This is a genomic window from Paenibacillus sp. HGH0039 (assembly GCF_000411255.1).
Classification (GTDB): domain Bacteria; phylum Bacillota; class Bacilli; order Paenibacillales; family NBRC-103111; genus Paenibacillus_F.
This window is the reverse complement of record NZ_KE150412.1, coordinates 614,470-635,005: the sequence shown is the minus strand read 5'-3', so window position 1 is coordinate 635,005 and position 20,536 is coordinate 614,470. Positions and strand designations below refer to the sequence as shown.

Below are 20,536 nucleotides of genomic sequence, written 5' to 3'. Positions count from 1 at the left end.
GAGTCATTTCAGAATAACCCGCAGCTTCCGAGAATTTCTTCGGTACCCAGCAAAGTCGCTTCACCGATGGTCACATCGTTCGCTCCGAGAAAAGCTTGGACGGCGGCATAGCCGACCGAATACCCTGCAAAAGGGGACACGCCCGCAGGAGCAAACCCCTGCTCTCTGGCGTACAAGTCTCCGAACATGTAGCTGCTGACTTCGGCAAACCCTTTGAGGGCCAGGGCGTCTTTGAACACATGGAGCGAGTATTCGAAATCGTCCGGCTCCATGGAGGTGACCCAGGGGCCAAGCAGCTCCTCGCCGAACAGCTCGCGGGCAAACGACTCGGCAAGGCCTTCGATGACGAGATAATCGCCCAGCGTCACATTTCCGTGATCCCAGCCGAAATAGGAAAACCGCAGATTATGATGGAATTCGTGGGCGATGACGGCGGGAAGCCGGGGTAAATTCCATTCGGTCGGATGAAGCATGACCTGGATGTATCCGGGAATGCCTCCGAACCCGCATGTTCCTCCTTGAAGCTCAAGCTTGAGGGGATCGGCGAGATACAGGCCGAACCGGAGCTCGTCCGCGCGGACCCGCAGCTCCGCCTGCTCGGCAAAGCTCATGCAGCGCCGCAGGGCGGACAAGGCTGTCTCCTCCGCCTTCGCCTGCCGGAGTTTCTCCAGCGCCGCCAGGCCGGACTCCGTCTCGCGGACAGAGAGATAGCCGAGCATTCCCGAAGCAGTCAGGACGTCATAGCCTCTGGGCTGCCCTGCTTTGAGCGGAACCCCGATGAGGTTCCACATCGTTTCGAAAGGTTTCATCATCGTATAACGGAAATAATTTTCCCGTTCGCCCTCAGGCAGGTCATACAGGCTGGCATAGTGGTTCAATGTCGGTTCTATGGCAAGTTTCATAAGGGGTAGCCACCTCCTGTCGCCAGTCTAAACGATCACGTAACGTGAGGGTCAAGGGGGAGACGGAAAGAGATCCGGCGTTTAGAGACAGCTCCTGTGAGCTGTCTTTTATTTGTCATATAAAAAGATAAAATCTTACATAGTCTTACATAAAAGGAAAAGGAATAAGATGGAAGTCTGTCGAATACATGGCTAAGGAACAACAGACGTGAGGGCTGGAGGGGATTATGCGGTAAGAAAACTATGGCGAGATAAATAGTTGTAACAGCCAACGATAAACCATATACTGGAAGAGGTTGATTTTTCTTCGGGAGCGAGTCTTATGAAGAAAGGATCTTATTTTGTACTCAGCTGTCTGTTATCGCTGCTTTCCTGCTTCACGGAATATAAAAAGTTCGAGCACTTCGTTTTTTAAGGGGATGTGGGTGCATCCGAAGCGGATAATTTGATAGGCGCATTGTTTGCCATGATTGTGTATCCTCTGTTTGTTGCTGTGATTTACGTGATTATGCATCTCTTACTTTTTGCACTTTCTCTGGTGAAATACAGGGATGTTCCGGTTGAGCCGGGAGCTATTTTGTTTCGGAAAGATTCATGGCTCTTAAACGGAGTCCGCTTTTTCGGATGGATTTTATTGCTTTACATGAACACGCATCCTCAAGGATTCGGTTTGTACACCTGGTGGATGTATCTGGTTTCAAATCTCGTTGGATTGAATTTATTGGTGTGGATCGTGGGAATCATCCGGGAAAGACGCACAGACAGGCATCTGCGCTCACTATAATAAGGAGAAGAAAATGAAGAAATATATTCAGCATCAAGCACCGGTACTGCCCGTTAAAAATGTATTCAAGGCGCTTGAATTTTACCGCGACGTGCTAAAGTTTGACCTGGCTTGGGTTCTGGAAGATACATACGGATCGGTCTACAATGGGAATATCGAGGTTCATTTTACGAAATCGGACAAGGTCGAAGTTCAGACGCTTTATTTTTTTGTCCGAAACGCGGATCAAGTCTATCAATTTTTGAAAACGCAGAAGGTGGATTTCATAGAGGAGATCCAATCCAAGTCTTGGGGAATGAGAGAGTTCGTGATCCGCGATTTGGACGGGCATCGGCTCCGTATCGGGCACGGGGAGCGCAACAAACACGAGATTGAAGTGCTTTCGAGAGAAATCGGCTGAAAGTTGATAGACCGCAAGGCCGGAAGACGCAAGTACGCAAGCGGAAAGATTCAAGACCGATTAAATGAAACGAGGTTGAACAAAAAATGATGGACACGATCGGGTTCGTTTCCTGGGCCAGCATCGTTTACTTGCTTGTTATCTTCGGATTCATCGCTATTTTTATTACCAGCTTATCGATGTTTATCCGGACTAGAGTCAACCGCAGACTGTTCACACTGACCAAGCTGCAAAGAATCGAGGAGAAACTGGACCGTTTGCTGGACATGCAGCCGCAGAACGTGCAGAAGAATCAGGATCGGGAGCGTTTAGTTAACGAGCCTGAGGATGAGCGGCGTTACTGAATCGGATCTCGAATCATAAGGCCGTCTTCTCCTTGCGGGAAGGCGGTTTTTTTGATGGATCCGTTGACAGATCCGCGAAATCTGTGTACGATACGTTTTATCGTAATAGTTACGAATAATTAATTATTTTCCAATTCCTATTTTATAAAAGGAGACCATGATGACAACTTGGAATCTGAACGGCATGAAACATCATCTTTTCTTTTGCAACGGGGGCAGCTGTACCAAAAAAGGAGCGGAAGAAGTCGTCGAGGCGATGCGCGATGAGATCAAGCTGCAGGAAGCGGATGGCCGGATCCATACGACCCGGACGCGCTGTCAGGGCAGATGCGAGGATGCCTGCGTCATTACCGTGTACCCGGAGGGGGTATGGTACAAAGAGGTGACCCCTGAAATCGGGAGGCGCATTGTCCGTGAGCATCTGATCGGCGGAAGCCCAGTGGAAGCACACATCAGCTATACCTATGACGACGAACTCGCGGCCAGACCGGATACGAAAGAAGGCCAGAGCAAGACGAAGCGGAAAGAAGCACAGACGAAGTAAGCGGAAGAAACAGCAGCGATTTGAACGCAGCATCAAGCGCAGGCAGGCGGACACGCTTCTTACTAGCGAACCGTCCGGCATGGCAAGAAATTCGCCGGGCAGTCCTCAGACAGGTCGTCACCGCTGACGCCCTCATCGCTCTCCTTCACGCTATGGAATACCTGAAGAGCCGGTTCTGCACAGCAGAGTCTGGTTTTTTCGGTTTTTTTGACGGGTGGGATTGCAGGGGATTGCGTGCCGGAAGGAGAAGTAGTCTGCAGGCTAAAAAAGCAGCGGATGAGTTTCTGCTTAACCACCGCACCGGCTTCAGATTCATCCGCAACGGAACGGAGCGTTACGATGTACCTGCACGAAGTGATCAAACTGCACGAGAAAATTCGGAATCCGCACGAGTACCCGTTTCATATTCCGGCGATCGACAAGCTCGACCGGCTGAAATTCCATAAAAACGTCACGTTTTTCGTCGGCGAGAACGGCTCCGGCAAATCGACCCTGATGGAAGCGATCGCTTACCAATGCGGGTTCAATACGGCGGGAGGCAGCCGGAACAATCTGTACGAGCTGGATTCGTCGGAGGCAAAGCTGGGCGATTATTTGCGCCTCTCCTGGATGCCGAAGATGAACGAGGGTTTTTTTCTGCGGGCGGAGTCGTTCTATCATTTCGCCAGTCATATCGACGAACTGGCGCGGGAAGACCGCAGGGCTTATGACAGTTACGGCGGCAGGTCGCTTCATGAGCAGTCGCACGGCGAATCTTTTCTGTCCCTGTTCAAGAACCGCTTCGGAAGAAGAGGCATCTATCTGCTCGATGAGCCGGAAGCCGCGTTATCTCCGGCCCGCCAGCTCGTTTTTCTGAGCATGATCCATGAACTGGCCCGGACGTCGCAGCTTATAATCGCCACTCATTCGCCTATTTTGCTGGGTTATCCCCATGCGGACATCTACAATTTCAACGAATCTCCGGTCCGCCTCACTGCGTATGAGGAAACCGACCATTACCGGATTACCCGCCGCTTTCTGGAAAATCGTTCTTTCTATCTCCAGGAACTGCTGGATTGATCGGCGAGTTCAAACCTCAAAAAGCAATCCCGTCCGAAAGGAAGGATTGCTTTTTGAGGTTATGCGATTGCAGCTGCGGGCCACGGGGAAAGCTACAACAAAATCCAATGCTTGCCTGCATCGGACGTCTTAAGCAGCTTCGATTTCTTGCCGTCCTCCGAGCCGAGCAGCAGCCAGCCCGTCTGCGGACCGGCGAATCCGAGCCGGATCACGTTCGGATTATTTTTGAGCGTATCCGTCAAAACCGGATCGGATGAAACCGGGTTCCAGGTTGTGCCGCCATCCGAAGTGGCATGGAGAACTTTATCCTTGAATCCCCAGCCGTGCAAGCTGTCCGCAAAAGTGAGCGCGTTTTGCATGCCGGTTTGCTTAAAGGACCACGTTTGCCCGCCGTCCTTCGTCACATAAGCGTCGCGGCTTTCCGTATTGCCGCTCACCGTCCGTACGGGAATCCAGCCTTTGTCCGGTTCATCCTTGAAAAATACGGGAGCCCCGTCCAGTGTGACCGAAGAATCATTCAACTCCTGCGGGACCTTCATCGGAACGACGTTCCACGTTTTCCCGCTGTCCCGCGTGCGGTACAGGACCGGTTTTTCTTCATGGCCCGCGAGGGCAATCCAGCCGCTGGCGGCGTCCTTGAAAGTCATGCCGGATGCATGTCCCGACAGGGGCAGCGCTCCGGGCACGGGCTTATCCAGGGAAACGCTCGTCAGCGGTTTCCAGACCTTGCCGCCGTTGTCCGTGGCGTACAGCGTTTTCTCCGATTTGCCCATCGCCGCATCGGAAGAGGTGAGCATCCAGCCGTGCAGGGGATCGGCAAAAGAGAGACCGGCGGCATAAGTCGGCTTATCCAGGGTACCTTTGGTCCAGCTCTGCCCGCCGTCGGCCGTAAAAGCGGTCACGGTTTTCCGGCCGTCATCCGCTGCGGCCGTCCATCCGTGCTGCGCGTCGAGGAAGTAGAGGGAGCCGCCCGCCAAAGGCGCTCCGCTTTTGAACGTGTCGTCCCAGGGACTCAGGAGAGTCCAGTTTCGTCCGCCGTCATCGGTGCGGTATAAGCGCAGGGAGCCGTTCGTCTCTCCCCAGGCGAAACCCGCCGCATCCGAGATCAACTGAAAATCGGTCAACCGGGTCTGGATCTGATCCGGCTTAACCGAAGGCACAGGCGCTGCGCTTGCCGGAGCAGCCGTTCCGGAAGCGGGACCCGGGCTTGCGGCGACCGATGCCGCTGTACTGCCGCTGCCGGTCGGATCCCCCGCCGCCGCAGGGCCGATAGAGCTGCAGGCGGTAAGGGATACCGCCGTGAGAACCGCAAGGAAGGCGGTTTTTTTGACGGGAAGTTTCGTCGTGTTCATAGCGATCACTCCGTTTCGATACATGCTGTTCCAACATGCCGTAGTCTGGTTCGTCTTTCGTCTTCTCTTCATTATTACCCTTTCGCGCGGCTTAAGGAGCACATTTCGAAGGATTGTTACTTTTTTGAAATAAATGGAGAAGGCCTCTTGCTAAATATAGGGTAGGGGGGTATACTATAATTAACCGAATGAAGAAGAGGGACTTTTCTCATCTTATAAGACGAAGATTTTCAGAGGCGGAAAGAGGTGTTTCGAATGGCAGCAAACGTGAAAGCGGCCGGAGAAGAGGCGACGAAACAGGCGAATTTGCAAATAGCGGGAATGACCTGCGCGGCTTGTGCCAACCGGATCGAGAAAGGGCTGAATAAAGTCGACGGTGTGCAAACCGCTAATGTGAATTTCGCTCTGGAACGCGCGACCGTCACCTACGATCCTTCCCGGGTGAATACGGCACAATTGGAAGAGAAAATCGGCAAGCTGGGCTACAGCACCGTGAAGGATTCCGTGGATTTTCAGCTGGAGGGAATGACGTGCGCAGCGTGCGCCAACCGGATTGAGAAAGGGCTTGCCAAAATGCCGGGCGTCACATCCGCAACCGTCAACTTCGCGCTCGAAACCGCGCATGTCGAGTACGAGCCGGGCGAGGTTATGCCTGCCGATATGCAGCACAAAGTCGAGAAGCTGGGCTACAAGGCACTTCTCAAGCAGGAACAGGGAGACCCTGCGGTACACCGGCAGGAGGAGCTCAAGCGGCACAAGCGCAAGCTGATTCTCTCGGCGATTCTGTCCCTGCCGCTGCTCTGGTCGATGGTCAGCCACTTTTCCTTTATGTCGTGGGTCTGGCTGCCCGACTTGTTTATGAACCCGTGGTTCCAGCTTGCGATGGCCACCCCGGTGCAGTTTTATATCGGACGTCAGTTCTATACGGGCGCTTACAAAGCCCTGCGCAACAAAAGCGCCAACATGGACGTGCTTGTGTCGCTCGGAACTTCCGCGGCTTATTTCTACAGCCTCTATCTGACCGTAGAGTGGGCAAGGCACGGCGGCAGCGTTCACGACGGGCCGGAGATGTATTACGAAACGAGTGCGGTCCTGATCACGCTCGTTCTGCTCGGCAAATTATTCGAGTCGCTGGCCAAAGGCCGCACCTCGGAAGCGATCAAATCGCTGATGGGGCTGCAGGCCAAAACGGCGCTAGTCATCCGGGACGGGAAAGAAGCGGCGGTGCCGGTCGAAGAAGTGATCGCGGGCGATATCGTCCTGGTCAAACCCGGCGAGAAAATACCGGTGGACGGAGAAGTGCTGGAAGGCAGCTCTTCGGTGGATGAGTCGATGCTGACCGGCGAGAGCCTGCCCGTCGGCAAAAAGGCCGGAGATCCGGTCATCGGGGCGACGCTCAACAAAAACGGCAGTCTGAGAATCCGGGCGACCAAAGTCGGCAAGGATACCGCTTTGGCCCAGATTATTAAAGTGGTCGAGGAAGCCCAAGGCTCCAAAGCACCGATCCAGCGCGTGGCGGACGTCATATCCGGCATTTTCGTACCGATTGTCGTCGGTATTGCGCTCGCGGCGTTTGTGATCTGGTATTTCTGGGTCACGCCGGGCGATTTTGCGGGAGCGCTGGAAAAAGCGATCGCCATACTCGTCATTGCCTGCCCTTGCGCGCTCGGATTGGCGACACCGACGTCGATTATGGCGGGTTCCGGACGGGCGGCGGAGCTCGGGATTCTTTTCAAAGGCGGAGAGCACTTGGAATCCACGCACGGAATCGACGCGATTATTTTGGACAAAACGGGAACCGTCACGAAAGGCAAACCCGAGCTTACGGATGTGTTGACCGCTTCGATGGACGAGAGACGGTTCCTGGAGCTTCTGGGCGCCGCGGAGAAAAATTCGGAGCATCCTCTGGCGGAAGCGATCGTCAGCGGGATTGCGGCACGAGGCGTCTCTGTTCCGGCTTCGTCCGAATTTGAAGCCATTCCCGGCTTCGGAATCCGTGCGGTCGTGGACGGACAGGAAGTTCTGGCGGGAACGCGCAAGCTGATGAGCCGCTACGAGGTGGATGCGGGGCATGCGGGCGAAACAATGGCGCGGCTGGAGCAGGAAGGCAAAACGGCCATGCTCGTTGCGGTCAACCGCAGCTATGCCGGGCTCGTTGCGGTCGCCGATACCGTCAAGGAAACGTCGAAAGAGGCCGTTGCCCGTCTGAAGGGAATGGGCATCGAAGTCATCATGATTACCGGCGACAACGAGCGCACCGCTCAGGCGATCGCCCGCCAGGTCGGGATCGACCAGGTAAGGGCGGAGGTGCTTCCCGAAGGCAAAGCCGAGGAAGTGAAGAAGCTTCAAGCCCAGGGCAAGAAGGTGGCGATGGTCGGCGACGGCATCAATGATGCTCCGGCGCTGGCGCAGGCGGATATCGGCATGGCGATCGGCACTGGCACGGATGTCGCCATGGAGGCGGCGGACGTCACCCTGATGCGCGGCGATCTCAACTCGATCCCGGATGCGATCTATATGAGCCGCAGAACGATGGGCAACATCCGTCAGAACCTGTTCTGGGCGCTCGGTTACAACACGCTCGGCATTCCGGTCGCCGCACTGGGCCTGCTTGCCCCTTGGATCGCCGGAGCCGCCATGGCGCTCAGCTCGGTGTCCGTCGTGCTGAATGCGCTGAGGCTGCAGCGGGTTAAGTTGTAAGTCTCGCGGCCCCCGGTCCGGACGAAAGTACGGCTCCCGTGAGAGCATTGTCCGCCCTTCCGCGGGCTGGCGTGGGCCTTTCCAACGCGCGCGAATCCCAGGCGCTCGCTGCGGCCCTGCGCGCGGCGGTCGGTCGAATCCGCGCTCATACGGGAGCCGGAACAAAAACACTTGTAAAGAGCTTTCCTGAAACCTATGCGGCTTCGGGAAGGCTCTTTCTTTTCTTTCCCGTCCATTCTGGTATCATAAGAGGACACGACGTCCGAACCAGGACGGACAAAAAAGAGATTTTTTTTGCCGGAAAGGAGTACCGGATGAGTTCTGCATTGACACGCAAAGCGATCCAGCTGTTATGCGGCCGGACCGCTTACGATAAAGGAGAGGCGCTGAACCGCTCCGGGAAAGTTGTTTTTACCTACCATGATCCCGTCCTGCAGAGTGTGGAGGCGACCGTGGACGACCGCGAGAGCTATCTCGTAAAAGTGAGCGTGCAGTCCGGAGGCGGCATCAACGCGGAGTGCACCTGCCCGTCGCTTCCTTCTTTCAGACAATCCTGCAAGCATACGGCGGCCGTGCTGCTCAAGCTGCTGGATTCAAGCCGGACGGACAAGGATTTCCCGGGCGCGGCTCTGCTTGAACGTTCGTCTGAAGGCCGGAGCGAAAGCGCAGCCGCACCTTCCGGATTGCCGGAACCCGGCCAAACGGGGGAAGCTCCCCCTTATGACACCGAATTGACCCGCAGCATGCTGGGGCTTTTCGGAGGAAGCAGGCGGCCGGGGAGCACCCGTTTTACGCGGGATGAGAGGGAGATGCTGGATCTGGAAATCGTGATCCGGCCTTTCGCCTACGGGTTTCGTAAAGTCATGTTCGCCGCCGAACTGAAAATCGGGCCGAAAAGAGTATATATCGTACAAAAAATAAGAGATTTCCTGGAGCGGCTCGACCGCAGGGAAGCGTACGAATTTTCCAGAGTGTTCACGTATGAGCCGAATCTTCACGGTTTCCGGCAGGAGCATGATGACGTTCTGCGGCAGCTTATCAAGATTTACCAGAACGAGAGCTTGTACAGGGAAACCGGGTATTCGTCCGCATCCTCCGCGAAGGCATTTCCGGGAGGCGAGCGGATGCTGCTTATTCCGCCGTTTTCGTGGACGACGCTGCAGCCGCTGCTCGCTCGTGCCCCGGGCGTCAAGCTGGAGCTGGCGGAAGGAGTATACGACGGCATACGGGTGTCGGGCGAGCCGCTGCCGCTCCAATTCGATTTTGACCGGTCGGAAACGGACGGCTACCGGATGGACGTGCAGGGCCTGGACCGCATTACGGTGATGGAAACGTACGGAATCGTCCTGCACCAAGGCGAACTGCTGGAGCTTCCGGCTCACCACTGCAAGCGGCTGGCGGAGCTGAAGCGCCTGATGGAGACGGCGCACCGGAACCGCCTGACCATTACACCGGGCCAGATGGAGCCGTTCATGGAGAAAGTGGTTCCCGGACTGATGAAGCTCGGACAGGTCCGGATCGCTCCCTCCGTGTCGGACCGGATTTACCAGACGACGCTCAAGGCGAAGCTGTATCTGGACCGGGTCAGGGACCGGCTGCTGGCGGGTCTGGAATTCCACTACGGCAATGTGGTCCTGAATCCGCTGGAGGAAGCCGGCCGGCAGCGCGGGACCGACTATATTGTGATGCGGGACACCGAGAAAGAGGAAACCATCATCCGCCTCATGGAACAGAACTCGTTCGCGAAGACGGAAGGCGGCTATTTCTGGGACGACGAGGAAGCGGAGTATGATTTCTTGTATCATACGGTTCCCCTGCTCGAGCGGATGCTGGATATATATGCGACCTCCGCCGTAAAAGAAAGGCTGTATACCGGCTTTCCGCCTCAGATTACGGTAGAAGTGGACGAGCGCACCGACTGGCTCGAGTTCAAATTCGAGCTGCTCGGTCTGCCGGAAGCCGAAATCCGGAATCTGATCCGGTCCATGCAGGTCAAAAGAAAGTATCACCGGCTGCCGAACGGCTCTCTTGTTCCTTTGGAAAGCGCCGAGTTCCAGGAGATTATCGCACTGATGAACGAGGCCGGAGCGGGAAAAGGCGACATGACGGATACGGGATTCCGTCTGCCGGTTAACCGCGGATTGCATTTGACGGACGCGCGGGAAAGAGGCAGTTCCGTTAAACTCGGCAAGTCGTTCCGGCGACTGCTGGAAAATATGCGGAATCCGGACAACCTGGATTTCCCGGTGCCGGAGCGGCTCTCTCCCATTCTGAGGGATTACCAGAAATTCGGTTACCAATGGATGAAAACGCTGGCTCATTACCATTTCGGCGGAATTCTGGCGGACGATATGGGGCTCGGCAAAACGATTCAGAGCATTGCCTTTCTCGTGTCCGTGCTGCCGGATATCCGGAAAAAGAAGCTGCCCGCGCTGATCGTTTCCCCGGCATCGCTGGTATACAACTGGCTTCACGAGCTCAAAAAATTCGCGCCGGAAATCCGCGCGGTCATCGCCGACGGGACGAAAACGCAGCGCAGCCGCGCTCTGCGCAAAGGATCGAAGGCGGATGTCATTCTTACTTCGTATCCGCTGCTGAGGCGGGACACGGATCTTTACGCGAAAGAATCGTTTCATACGCTGATCCTTGACGAGGCGCAGATGTTCAAAAACTATACGACCCAGACCGCCCAGTCCGTCAAACAAATCAAGGCGGCCTACCGCTTTGCCCTGACCGGCACGCCGGTAGAAAACAAGCTCGAAGAACTGTGGTCGATCTTCGACGCGGTCTTTCCCGGGCTGTTTCCCGCCCGGCAGGCGTTTAACGAGCTGTCCCGGGAGGCGGTGGCCCGGCGAGCCAGACCGTTTCTGCTGCGCAGGCTCAAAACCGATGTGCTCAAGGAGCTGCCGGATAAAATCGAAACCGTCCAGGCATCGGAGCTGCTGCCGGAGCAGAAGAAGCTGTATACCGCTTTTCTGGCGAAGCTCCGGCATGAGACGCTCAAGCATCTCCACGAGGAAAGCTTCCAGCAGAACCGCATCCGTATTCTCGCCGGCTTGACCCGGCTCCGCCAGATTTGCTGCCATCCCGCTTTGTTCGTCGACGGTTACGAGGGAAGCTCGGCCAAGTTCGAGCAGCTGCTGGAGATCGTAGAGGAATGCCGCAGCGCGGGCAAACGCATGCTGATTTTCTCGCAGTTCACCGAAATGCTCGGCCTCATTTCCCGGGAGCTCGGCTACGAAGGGGTGCCGCATTTTTACCTCGACGGCAAAACGAAGGGAAGCGAGCGGGTAGAGCTTTGCAGCCGTTTTAACGAAGGGGAGAAAGAAGTCTTCCTCATTTCGCTGAAAGCGGGGGGAACCGGACTTAACCTGACGGGAGCGGACACGGTTATTTTGTATGATTTGTGGTGGAATCCGGCTGTCGAGCAGCAGGCTGCGGACCGGGCTTACCGGATGGGCCAGAAGAAAGTGGTGCAGGTAATCCGCCTGGTCAGCCAGGGTACGGTCGAGGAGAAAATGTTCCAGCTTCAGCAGAAAAAGCGCACGCTGATCGAGGAAGTGATCCGGCCGGGGGAAGAATCGGTGTCCACGATGACGGAACAGGAGATTCGCGACATCCTGATGCTGGACGACAAGATGGAAATAGGCGAAAACGGGGATTGACCCTCACGTTACGTGATCGTGTAAAGTTCATAACGAGGTGATGTTGTGGCGTATAAGGTGAAGGAAGTGGCGGATCTGGTGGGCGTGAGCGTACGCACGCTTCATCATTACGACGAAATCGGCCTGCTTGTACCCGACTCGGTCAACGCCGCCGGCTACCGGCTGTATACGGACCGGAATCTGGAACGACTTCAGCAGATTTTGTTTTTCAAAGAAATCGGCTTTGCTCTACAGGAGATCAAGGCGATGCTGGAGAATCCCGATTTTGATCGTAAACGTGCGTTAATCGGACACAAGGAGCTGCTTCTCCGCAAGAAGAAGCGGCTGGAAGACATCATTGAAACCGTGGACAGAACGATTGCTTCTGTCGAGGGAGGTATTCCGATGAGAAAAGAACAATTATTCGAAAGCTTCGACCGCACCCCGCTGGAAGAGCATAAGAAAAAATATGCCGCCGAAGCGCGTGAAAAGTACGGAAGTCAAACGATGGACGCCGTGGAGAAACGCGCAGGTTCCTATACAAAGGAACAGTGGGCGGATATCATGGGGCAGTCCGAGCGGATTTATGCCAAAGCCGCAGCCGCAATGGCGGAAGGCCCGTCAAGCCCGCAGGCTCAGGAAGCGGCAGCCGAACTCCGGCAGTGGATTACGGGCCATTTCTACGACTGTACGCCGGAAATTTTCCGGGGACTCGGCGACTTGTATGTCGCCGATGAACGCTTCACGGCCAACATTGACCGGCACGGGGCCGGATTCTCCGCTTTCCTGAAAGAAGCGATGCATATTTATTGCGACCGGCTGGAGGGAGCGGGGGAAGACCGCGCCAACCGTTAAAATCAAAGAGATCCGGGCCCGGCGGGGTTCGGGTCTCTTTTTTGCCTTGCCGAGGTTCCAGGCGGGAGGCTTGGAAAATACGGGAGCGCCCGGGGGATTCATCCGGTACAATAGGATGGAAGTACATCATCTTGAACTCTTATAATCACAAATCGTACTTGTAACGCTTACTTAATCGCCTGTAATACAGCCAAGTTCTGATTGAAAATGAACCAAAATTTAGAATTAATAGGACAAACAAAGTCATGTTTATAATCTGCATTTTATCCAGATTGTGATCGGACATCCGGTGAATATTAGCCCCTATGATAAAAATATATAAAATTATTAATGGAAGAAACATACAAGAATAGGTGATGGCTATGCGCCTAGCATGTTTTAACTGATGTGATTTATCACTGTAGATTTGCGGCTGTTCCTCGCCCCTTGAATATTCACGGCTCCATAAGGTCCATTTTTGAAAAGATGAGGTGGAAATAAAAGCACTCTTCCATCCGGCATCTCTGTGAAAGTCGAAGTAGCCTTCATCTGCAATAGTTTGATAATCCGCACAATAACTTACTTTACGGGGACTTCCCATTGTAAAATAAAAAACGGTTCCTGTTTTACCGACACGATAAAGATTAAGTCCGTGTTCTTCCATTGCTTCGAGCCACTTTTCAAGCTTATCCGGAGCATACATCCATCCCAATCTTCTCTTAACAATTAGTTGACCTGAACGTCTTAACCGCTTCTCTTCATCCTTGCTTAGCCTTCTTTCAACTTGCTCCCTCCCCAGCAGTTCCTTTCGTTGTATGTTTTCTCCGATCAATTTCTTGTTTGTCTTATTAATTTTAATAACAGAATAAAGGGTAAGTACCCATAGGGCAATTCCAATGCCTATTAAAAAGTAGGTTAAAATCCAAAGAGGACTTTCGACAAAATGACCGGGTACATCTTGGAAAAATATTACCGAACCGAGGATAAGATTAAATATAGCAATGACCGTTAAATAGATTAAAACACTCGCGAAAATGTACAGGATGGTCTTATTATGTTTGACTATACCTTCACGTACGGGGAAGGTCTTAATTTGTTCCAGGGGCTGTTCATTCGCCGTTACATACCACTTTCCACTCTGCGAAACCTTCACCCATCCATCATCCAATAAAGCTCTAGACAGCGAATTGGTTTGAATGTTATTGAACCCGATCCTGTACGTTCTTTTTCTTGGCTTGCCTTGCTGAAAGAAAAAATGCCGTGTTCCTCGATTTATTTTTACTAATTCATGCCCCTTTTCTGTCATAGATGAGAGCCACTCTTCGGTTTTCTGCACATCGTAGCTCCAGAATGGCCTAAATACTTTTGTCATCATAAAAACCCTCCCCGTATTTCAATGCATTCTGGTACAGCTCTTTAAGCCTATCGATCTCAGCAGTGATTAATTTATGTCCAAGCTCAGTCACTTCGTATACCGTTTTTCTTTCCTCGTCGGAAAATACGGTTATAATCCCGTCTTTTTGCATTTTCGTTAAAGTTCCGTATACGGTGCCTGAACCTAATCGAATTCGTGAATTGGAGATTGCTTCCACATGTTTAACGATTCCATATCCGTGACGCGGTTCAGCTAAAGATAGGAGAATATAAAACGCCGTTTCTGTCATGGGTACATACTTTTTCAGCACTTTTTCAGTGTCCAGAATATCCACCTCCCTTGTCTTTGTACCCGTTTGACTATGTCACAGGTATATATGTCGTGTCTCGACTATATCACGACGTGACATAATGCTCAACAATAAAATACAGCCGGAACGTTCAAGACGGCTGACCTCCACGCGAGCTGCCGTTCGGTTCCCGGCTTCAGCCTGGGTACGACCGCAGCAAGCGGCCGCATTTGCTCAAGGAGCCTGCCGAGCGGGTGTTCCGGTTCTTGGCCGAAGGCAAGCTGAACATCGCGATCGGCCGCAGATTTCCGCTTGAGGAAGCGGCAGCCGCTCACGCGCGGGCCCGAAGCAGGCAGAGCACAGGCAACGTGCTGCTCGATGTCCGGGCGCCCCGCTAACGGCCAAATAGCCTCCGTCTGTCCCGAAAGGGGAGACGGAGGCTATTTATTGATGCGGCGGTTCGTTCTTCTGCCGACAGGCGAGAAAGCCGGCAAAGCCGGACGCCCGGAGAAACGCGATGCCGGCCCGAATCGCATGTTCCTGATTGCCCCGGGTAATGCCCGATGCGTCGTCGTCTTTTGAACCCGGCCGTTAGGCCGTTGTTCACAGGTGCGAAGCTTCCCGCCCGAAGCGGGAGGCGGTCGCTACTCGGCCGCGGACTCGGAACCTTCCGTGATCCAGACGGTTTTCTCCTGCACGGGGTTTCTTTTGCCGGCCTGCGGCGCAATCTGCGGGTAGCCCACGTACACGAGGGCGACCATCTCGTCTTGCTCTCGCAAGCCGAAAGCCGCTTTCATCCGGGGATGGTACATGGGATCCCCGGACCGCCAGATGGCGGCAAGCCCCAGCCCGTGCGCCGCCAGCAGCATGTTCTGCACCGCGGAGTGGGCGGCGGCGAACTCCTCCATCCGGTTCACGGCCGGATCCTCGGAGGGAGAGACGGCTACGCCGATGATGACCGGGGCGCGGTACGCCTTGCTGCCCTGCTTGGCCCGCAGTTCCTCCAGCGCTTCGCCGGAAGCGCCGGAGCCTTCGGCCGCGACATCGGCGTAGGCTTCGGCCAGAACGCCGCGTCCGGCTCCCGTCATGACGAAGAAGCGCCACGGCTCCGTGCAGCGGTGGCTAGGCGCCCAGTTGCCCGCTTCCAGCAGCTCCTCGATGATTTCCCGCGGAATCGGCTCGTCTTTCACTCTTCCGATGGATCTCCGGCCGCTGATAGCGTCGGTCAGGTTCATATCCGTAGGCATGGCTGCCACCTTCCTTTTCCATTGATAAATATTCTCAATGATTCAAGCATAGGCGGGGACGACCGAGATGTCAACCGGGGGTTATGTGGGCCTCACCCGTCGAATCTCAGCCGATGGCTGCGGGAACGCAGTCGGGCCGCCCCATGCTGTTATGAGCCAGGCAAACCCGTGTAACTGACCAACGTCATACTGCGACGCCGCGCCGCTTGCCGGAAGCGCCGTAACAGTGTGGAAAGAAGACTCCGCGCCGGGACTCTTTTCCCGAATAGTTTTTTTCCGGGCCAGGAAAACTATAAAGAAAGCTTTTACAAGCGAAGGGAGAATAAAGAGATGAGTGACAAGCATCCTAAAGGCCGCGTGGAATTCAGGCAGCCGCCGGTTAAATTGACGGCCGATCTTCCCGGCGATCCCGAAATGCGCGAGCATTTGGACGAAATGAGAGCAAACGACGGGTACCCGGGGTCCTGCGGAATTATAAATCCGTCTGAAGGACAAGGGGAATAATCCGCTTCCTTTCCTGTCCAAGAAGCCCTGCCACTAAGAACCTTGGCCGCCAGCGGTCACGGTTTTTCTTTTTTTACGCAAGGGTAAGCATGGTTAGTCTGAGGGATCTCCGGCAATTCACGGCATCTGCTCCGGCGGACGGGCAAAGCAATCTTCAGCTGCTTACGGAATGGGGCACGCAAGGTGCATCTTCTTGACGTGCCGGGTCAGCTTGCTCGTGTATAATAGAGAAAAGTTCGGAGCGAAATCGGAGGAACGGCATGGACTATAAAATTCTTGTTGCAGATGATGAGCAGACGATTACGAGTGCAATCGCATACGGCCTCAAACGGGAAGGGTTTGTCGTGGAAACGGCGGCGGACGGGGAAGAGGCTCTGCGCAAAACGGAATCGTTCCGGCCTCATGTACTGGTTATGGACGTCATGATGCCCCGGCTGACGGGTTTTGAAGTGTGCAGAAAACTGGAAAACCGCAAAAACCTCGGCATCCTGCTTCTTACGGTAAAAAACGATATTGTGGATAAAATTCTCGGACTCGAATTGGGCGCAGACGATTATATGACGAAGCCGTTCGACTTAAGGGAGCTGATTGCCCGCGTAAGAGCCTTGTGCAGACGGCTGGATAAAAGCGGAAACGGCGAAGAGCCCGCCGTTCTGACGATCGGGGAGCTGAGCCTGCATCCCGAGCAGCGGCTTGTGAGTTTGAGAGGGGCAGCGCTGACTCTTACTCCCAAGGAATTCGATCTGCTTGCCCTGCTGCTTTCGAATTTAAAAAGGGCTTTTTCGCGCGAAGAATTGCTGGATCTCGTATGGGGAATGGAATACGCCGGTGGAACGCGGACCGTCGATATCCACGTGCAAAGGCTGAGAACCAAGCTCGGCGAACCGTACCAGCACGTGCTCCAGACCGTCTACGGGGTCGGGTATAAAGCCGTCGGGGAAGTACCATGCGGATAAGCTTAAAATGGAAGTTTGCGCTGTTTATCGCCGCGCTGCTTCTCTTTGCCGTCGGCGTGCTCAGCGTGCTCGTGTTGAACGGCGTACACAGGTATCAGAAAGAAGAGATGGAGAAGACGCTGAACCGGCAGGCCGGCATCGCGAACAATCGGATCGGACAGCAGGTTGTGACGGGGACGCGCTTCGATCCTCAAACATTTATGCAGCTGCAGGGACAAAATCTGGCCGTCGAAATCGGTGCGGCGAGCGGCATGAGGTTCCTGCTCTACGATATGACGGGCGCCAGAACGGGAGATTCGCTTCCGATGGCGGAATCCCCGGACGTGAGCGGCGTGATTTCGCATGCCCTGAACAATAAGATCGTCTACCGGGTCCTGGGGGATACCGAGGATTATTTGGCGCCGGCGGGAGGTCCCGACGGACAGATCGGCGTCCTGCATTTTCAGGTGTCGCTGGCGGCCCAGAACGCGTTTTACCGGAATTTGCAAAATTCCTTTCTGATAGCGGGCAGCGGCGTCTTGCTGTTCAGTTTTGTCCTCGGTCTCCTGTATATGAACCGTCAGGCGAAGGCGATCCGGCGGCTGAAAGAAGCGGCCGACGACATCCGGGTCGGGGATTTTATCGACGCTCCGCCCTTCCGGCGCGAAGACGAGCTGGGCTCGCTCAGCGACGGCATTTATGAAATGAGCCGCGCCATACAGGGCAGTTTGCGGACACAACAGCATTTTATCAACAACATCAGCCATGAGCTGAAAACGCCGCTGACCTCCATCCGGGCTTACACGGATCTGCTTCATATGTACGAGGACGATCCCGGATTGGTCCGGGAGGCGCGGGACGTCATCGACAAGGAAGCGGCGCGGCTCTACGAACTGGTGGAGAAAGTGCTGAAGCTGGCGGCGCTGGATAAGTATGAATTCGAACAGCAGCCGGAGAAAATCCAGATCGACTCGCTTCTGGAGGATCTTTCCTCCCGGATGAGAGGGAAAGCGGAGAAGTTCGGCGTGACCGTTTCCCATGCACTTGTTCCCGCGGAACTGTGGGCGGACAGGGAAAGCCTGATTCAGATTTTTCTTAATCTGCTGGACAATGCCATTAAGTACAACGTCGAGAACGGGACCGTTCTGATCCGCAGCCGGATCATGGAGGAAGGCGGAGTCGAGGTCGAGTTCACCGATACCGGAGTCGGCATACCGGAGGACCGCAGAGAACGGATTTTTGAGCCTTTTTATACGGTGAATAGGGACCGGGCCAGAAAGTCGGGAGGCAGCGGCCTCGGGCTGTCGCTCGTCAGGCAGCTTGTAAACAAGCAGCACGGGCAAATCCGGGTTGAACATCCCGCTGAAGGCGGGGTTTCTTTTATCGTGACTTTTCCGGCAGGGGACGATGAAAAGTTTGGCTGAAACATTTACAAGTTCGAAACAAGTTGAAATCTTGCGGAAAACTTTGAGGGTTATATTCTAGGTAGTGCTTGAAAGGAGGACATCATTCTGAAGCTCGGCAGAATCGGTAAGCGGCTGGCCGTATGGGCGGGAATGATGTTCCTGCTTGCAGCCGCCCCGGGATGCGATCGTTCGCCTTCCCCGTCGGTAACCGTCGTGGATCCGCCGGCCGCCGAGACCGGCGGGCACACCGTGCTGGCGGGAATTCAGCGCCTGGATCAGTTCTATGGGATGGGCTGGAGCCCGCAGGGCGAACTTATCGGCATTTCGGGTGCTTCCCTGGTCGGCGCTCCCCTGGAGTTCCGGAATCTTGCGGGAGACAAGATCCGCGATACGGGGATAAAGGGAGCGACAGGGGCGCGGATGGCGCCGGACGGGAAGAATGCCTGGGTGTATCACCGGTATGAGGGAGCCGCGGATTTGTACAATTTGGAAACCGGCCGGATTATACGCACCGGGCCGCAAACCCGGGAGTTCCCGGGAGCGTGGATAGACAACAAGTCGTATCTGGCTGTGCTCACGGAGCCGCAAGGGCGGCTCGTCCGATTCGGCGCCGACGGCGAAATGACACCCGTAGAACACGAGAACGTGGAGTCCGGTATCGTTAAAGCCGCATTAAAAGCCGGCCGGCTGTATGTCCTGAGCGGCGAACGGGAGCTGACCGTCACGGACACGGATGGAGGCGGCGCCCGGGTCTGGACCCGAAGCGGAGTGTCCGACTTCGCGCTGTCTCCGGACGGGAGGCAGATCGCCCTGGTCAGCGGAACCGGACCCGATCAAAACGCGCTCGTATTGGCCGATGCCGTGCGGGGCGGCAGGGAGAAGACGGCAGCGAGGGGACGCCTCCTGCAGCAGCTGTCGTGGTCGCCGGACGGAAGCCGGATCGCCTTCTCCGTATTTAGCCCCGATCAGGGGATGACGGGACTTTACGTGATGAACGCGGACTCGGGCCGGATGATCCCCGTCTCGTATAAGCCTAATTTAAAGAGCGTCATTGACTGGAGTCCTTCGGGCACTTCCTTCATGGTCAGTGAAGTTCTGTCCGGCGACATCACGGACAACATGTTCACGACCATCTATCAGTTAAAATAAGCAGTCAGAAACAGAAAGAGTGAAGAGAGATTGAAAGCGAACCTAGTCAAACAAGCGGCGGTCTGCACCCTGCTGGTCGCATCCCTGCTCGCCGGCTGCGGAGCCCGGGAGCAGAATGTTCAAGTCAAAGAGCCGGCCCGGCAGGACTCTGCCCAGACGGCTTCACCGAGCCCGGGAGCGGCTGCAAGCGGCAATGTCCTCGCCAGGCTCCAGCTGAAAATCTCCCAGGCCAAAGAAGCCAGGGAGGTCACGGCCTTCCTTGACGAGAACATGCCCAAAACGGATAAAGCGACGGCCGTTCAGATGTTTATCGAACTTCAGAAGTTTTACGACACACATCTGCCCGGATTGAACGCCAGCTTTACCGAAATGATGGGCCAGCCCGGAACGGCGGACAAAATGAGGGAAATCGGCTATCCCGCGGATTTCAACAAGATCGTGAACGACGATCCGTTGAAGCAGTGGCTGAAAAACCAGGCGGCCGCCAAGCTCCAGCTTTCGGACAAAGAGGGCAGTTATTTCTGGAAAGTCGACTATGACGCGCTGAACAAGTCGTATGCGCCGTATGTGTCGGACGATCTGAAGGCGTATCTGGCCATCCAGTCGCTTGAAAACAAGACGCCTTTCCGTTCCGACGCCAGCCTGAAAATTTCGCGCGACGAGCTTGGGGAGCGTAATTTGGCGGCGGAAAAGGTTTTGACCGCCTACCCGAAGGGGCCGAAAGCGGAAGAAATCAAGGCTCTCTACAGCGATTATCTGCATGAATATATTCACGGCTATCGTTATGAAGCGATCGAGGAACCGGGCATGAAGCTCATTCCGCTCGTGAAGCAGAGCTATGAGAAACTCGTCAAAAACAACCCGGATACGAAGACGGCCGGTATCGTGAAAGAGTATCTGACGGTCATCAACACGAATAAGGATGTTATTTATAACCCCGGAAAAAAAGGCGAAAGCATCATCGGAGACCCCAAACCCGGCATCGACGCTTTCTGGAAGGGGCTTGACGCCCGTATCGCCGCCGCATTCCCGGATGTGAAAACCGCCAAGTAAAGATAAAAGGATGGG

General features: G+C 55.0%; 20 protein-coding genes. 15 read left to right on the top strand and 5 right to left on the bottom strand.

Features of this window, described 5'->3' with window-relative positions:
- Positions 1–8: 8 nt before the first annotated feature.
- Positions 9–902 (bottom strand): DUF2268 domain-containing protein, encoded by an 894-nt coding sequence (locus tag HMPREF1207_RS02510; protein ID WP_009672678.1) that lies wholly within the window; start codon positions 900–902, stop codon positions 9–11.
- Between the two features lie 421 nt (positions 903–1,323).
- On the opposite strand from HMPREF1207_RS02510, the gene HMPREF1207_RS02505 reads away from it, so the two are divergent.
- The 5 genes from HMPREF1207_RS02505 to HMPREF1207_RS02485 all read left to right on the top strand — a co-directional run bounded on the left by HMPREF1207_RS02505 (position 1,324) and on the right by HMPREF1207_RS02485 (position 4,033).
- Positions 1,324–1,686 (top strand): hypothetical protein, encoded by a 363-nt coding sequence (locus HMPREF1207_RS02505; protein ID WP_009672703.1) that lies wholly within the window; start codon positions 1,324–1,326, stop codon positions 1,684–1,686.
- Positions 1,687–1,699: 13 nt separating this feature from the next.
- Positions 1,700–2,086 carry a VOC family protein gene (locus HMPREF1207_RS02500; protein ID WP_009672765.1) on the top strand — a complete coding sequence of 129 codons (387 nt, stop codon included), beginning with the start codon at positions 1,700–1,702 and terminating at the stop codon, positions 2,084–2,086.
- An 86-nt stretch (positions 2,087–2,172) separates the two neighbouring features.
- Positions 2,173–2,430 (top strand): DUF4083 family protein, encoded by a 258-nt coding sequence (locus tag HMPREF1207_RS02495; RefSeq protein WP_009672822.1) that lies wholly within the window; start codon positions 2,173–2,175, stop codon positions 2,428–2,430.
- Positions 2,431–2,590: 160 nt separating this feature from the next.
- Positions 2,591–2,974, top strand: coding sequence for a (2Fe-2S) ferredoxin domain-containing protein (locus HMPREF1207_RS02490; protein ID WP_009672718.1), 384 nt, complete (start codon positions 2,591–2,593; stop codon positions 2,972–2,974).
- A gap of 339 nt (positions 2,975–3,313) precedes the next feature.
- Positions 3,314–4,033 carry an AAA family ATPase gene (locus HMPREF1207_RS02485; protein WP_016423428.1) on the top strand — a complete coding sequence of 240 codons (720 nt, stop codon included), beginning with the start codon at positions 3,314–3,316 and terminating at the stop codon, positions 4,031–4,033.
- A gap of 92 nt (positions 4,034–4,125) precedes the next feature.
- On the opposite strand, the gene HMPREF1207_RS02480 is transcribed toward HMPREF1207_RS02485, so the two are convergent.
- Positions 4,126–5,385, bottom strand: coding sequence for a WD40/YVTN/BNR-like repeat-containing protein (locus tag HMPREF1207_RS02480; protein WP_009672830.1), 1,260 nt, complete (start codon positions 5,383–5,385; stop codon positions 4,126–4,128).
- A gap of 255 nt (positions 5,386–5,640) precedes the next feature.
- Between HMPREF1207_RS02480 and HMPREF1207_RS02475 the strand changes: the two genes are divergently transcribed.
- The 3 genes from HMPREF1207_RS02475 (at position 5,641) to HMPREF1207_RS02465 (ending at position 12,584) form a co-directional block, all read left to right on the top strand.
- Entirely contained in the window at positions 5,641–8,085 is a 2,445-nt protein-coding gene (locus tag HMPREF1207_RS02475) for a heavy metal translocating P-type ATPase (RefSeq protein WP_009672695.1), read from the top strand.
- A gap of 314 nt (positions 8,086–8,399) precedes the next feature.
- Positions 8,400–11,750, top strand: a complete 3,351-nt coding sequence (locus HMPREF1207_RS02470) for a DEAD/DEAH box helicase (protein ID WP_016423427.1) — start codon at positions 8,400–8,402, stop codon at positions 11,748–11,750.
- Positions 11,751–11,795: 45 nt separating this feature from the next.
- Entirely contained in the window at positions 11,796–12,584 is a 789-nt protein-coding gene (locus HMPREF1207_RS02465; RefSeq protein ID WP_009672871.1) for a MerR family transcriptional regulator, read from the top strand.
- Between the two features lie 145 nt (positions 12,585–12,729).
- On the opposite strand, the gene HMPREF1207_RS02460 is transcribed toward HMPREF1207_RS02465, so the two are convergent.
- Both HMPREF1207_RS02460 and HMPREF1207_RS02455 read right to left on the bottom strand, forming a co-directional pair.
- Complete coding sequence (locus tag HMPREF1207_RS02460) at positions 12,730–13,938, bottom strand: DUF2812 domain-containing protein (RefSeq protein ID WP_016423426.1); 1,209 nt, start codon at positions 13,936–13,938, stop codon at positions 12,730–12,732.
- The gene (locus HMPREF1207_RS02455; protein ID WP_009672766.1) at positions 13,919–14,272 is read right to left on the bottom strand and encodes a PadR family transcriptional regulator; all 354 of its coding nucleotides are present in this window, start codon (positions 14,270–14,272) and stop codon (positions 13,919–13,921) included. The genes HMPREF1207_RS02460 and HMPREF1207_RS02455 overlap by 20 nt, the downstream gene beginning before the upstream one ends.
- A gap of 209 nt (positions 14,273–14,481) precedes the next feature.
- On the opposite strand from HMPREF1207_RS02455, the gene HMPREF1207_RS28585 reads away from it, so the two are divergent.
- Both HMPREF1207_RS28585 and HMPREF1207_RS30515 read left to right on the top strand, forming a co-directional pair.
- Positions 14,482–14,625: a zinc-binding dehydrogenase gene (locus tag HMPREF1207_RS28585; RefSeq protein ID WP_231392001.1), complete on the top strand. Its 144-nt coding sequence runs from the start codon at positions 14,482–14,484 to the stop codon at positions 14,623–14,625.
- Positions 14,626–14,677: 52 nt separating this feature from the next.
- Positions 14,678–14,809 carry a hypothetical protein gene (locus HMPREF1207_RS30515; RefSeq protein ID WP_009672895.1) on the top strand — a complete coding sequence of 44 codons (132 nt, stop codon included), beginning with the start codon at positions 14,678–14,680 and terminating at the stop codon, positions 14,807–14,809.
- 62 nt (positions 14,810–14,871) lie between these two features.
- Here the strand turns inward: HMPREF1207_RS30515 and HMPREF1207_RS02450 are convergent, their stop codons facing one another.
- Positions 14,872–15,474 carry a nitroreductase family protein gene (locus HMPREF1207_RS02450; RefSeq protein WP_009672797.1) on the bottom strand — a complete coding sequence of 201 codons (603 nt, stop codon included), beginning with the start codon at positions 15,472–15,474 and terminating at the stop codon, positions 14,872–14,874.
- A gap of 330 nt (positions 15,475–15,804) precedes the next feature.
- Between HMPREF1207_RS02450 and HMPREF1207_RS29615 the strand changes: the two genes are divergently transcribed.
- The 5 genes from HMPREF1207_RS29615 to HMPREF1207_RS02425 all read left to right on the top strand — a co-directional run bounded on the left by HMPREF1207_RS29615 (position 15,805) and on the right by HMPREF1207_RS02425 (position 20,521).
- Positions 15,805–15,978 carry a hypothetical protein gene (locus HMPREF1207_RS29615; RefSeq protein WP_016423425.1) on the top strand — a complete coding sequence of 58 codons (174 nt, stop codon included), beginning with the start codon at positions 15,805–15,807 and terminating at the stop codon, positions 15,976–15,978.
- A 260-nt stretch (positions 15,979–16,238) separates the two neighbouring features.
- On the top strand, positions 16,239–16,934 hold the full coding sequence (locus HMPREF1207_RS02440) for a response regulator transcription factor (protein WP_009672739.1): 696 nt from the start codon (positions 16,239–16,241) through the stop codon (positions 16,932–16,934).
- Positions 16,925–18,337 carry a sensor histidine kinase gene (locus tag HMPREF1207_RS02435; protein ID WP_009672778.1) on the top strand — a complete coding sequence of 471 codons (1,413 nt, stop codon included), beginning with the start codon at positions 16,925–16,927 and terminating at the stop codon, positions 18,335–18,337. The genes HMPREF1207_RS02440 and HMPREF1207_RS02435 overlap by 10 nt, the downstream gene beginning before the upstream one ends.
- A 132-nt stretch (positions 18,338–18,469) precedes the next feature.
- Positions 18,470–19,468: a hypothetical protein gene (locus tag HMPREF1207_RS02430; RefSeq protein ID WP_231392000.1), complete on the top strand. Its 999-nt coding sequence runs from the start codon at positions 18,470–18,472 to the stop codon at positions 19,466–19,468.
- A 30-nt stretch (positions 19,469–19,498) separates the two neighbouring features.
- Positions 19,499–20,521, top strand: coding sequence for a hypothetical protein (locus tag HMPREF1207_RS02425; protein WP_009672686.1), 1,023 nt, complete (start codon positions 19,499–19,501; stop codon positions 20,519–20,521).
- The last annotated feature ends 15 nt before the right edge of the window (positions 20,522–20,536 follow it).